At 70.5% G+C, this 457-nt stretch carries 1 protein-coding gene; it reads right to left on the bottom strand.

The genetic code is table 11. The annotated features are described in order from the left end of the window. On the bottom strand, window positions 1-457 hold a 457-nt coding region (locus WA788_RS35635; protein WP_335984663.1), incomplete at both ends, for an LUD domain-containing protein.

The following is a 457-nucleotide window of genomic DNA, read 5'->3' as shown; positions in this document are numbered from 1 at the left end:
ATGTGGTGGTCGGGGACGAGGGTGAGGATGCGGCGTCCTTGGTCGGGGCTTGCGTCGAGGACGAGGGTGCCGGTTTCGGCGATGGCGAGGGCGCAGCCGGTGATGACGGTGTCGATGGTGTCGAGTTGGGTTGCGGTGAGGTGGTTGTGGTCGGTGGTGGTGGTGATGTCGGTGGCGTGGGTCAGCCATGGTTCGGGCAGGCCGGGGGGGAGGACTGCGGTGCGGGTGTGGTGTGTGGTGAGGAGTTGGGCGATGGTGTGGGGGAGTTGGTCGGTGGTGGTGCGGTGGACGTGGGCGCGGTAGTCGGTCATGTGGGTGGCGAGGAGGTCGGTGAGGGTGGTGGGGTCGTCGTCGGGGACGTGGGCGTTGAGGTAGTCGCGGGGGATGCGGCTGGTGTCGGGGGCGCTGGTGGCGCCGGGGGTGCGGGGGACGTCGGCGAGCGCGGCGCGGATACGGC

It is taken from the genome of Streptomyces sp. CA2R106, assembly GCF_037034245.1.
Classification (GTDB): domain Bacteria; phylum Actinomycetota; class Actinomycetes; order Streptomycetales; family Streptomycetaceae; genus Actinacidiphila.
Note: the sequence above shows the minus strand (reverse complement) of the source record. Positions and strands in the feature narration are given on the sequence as shown.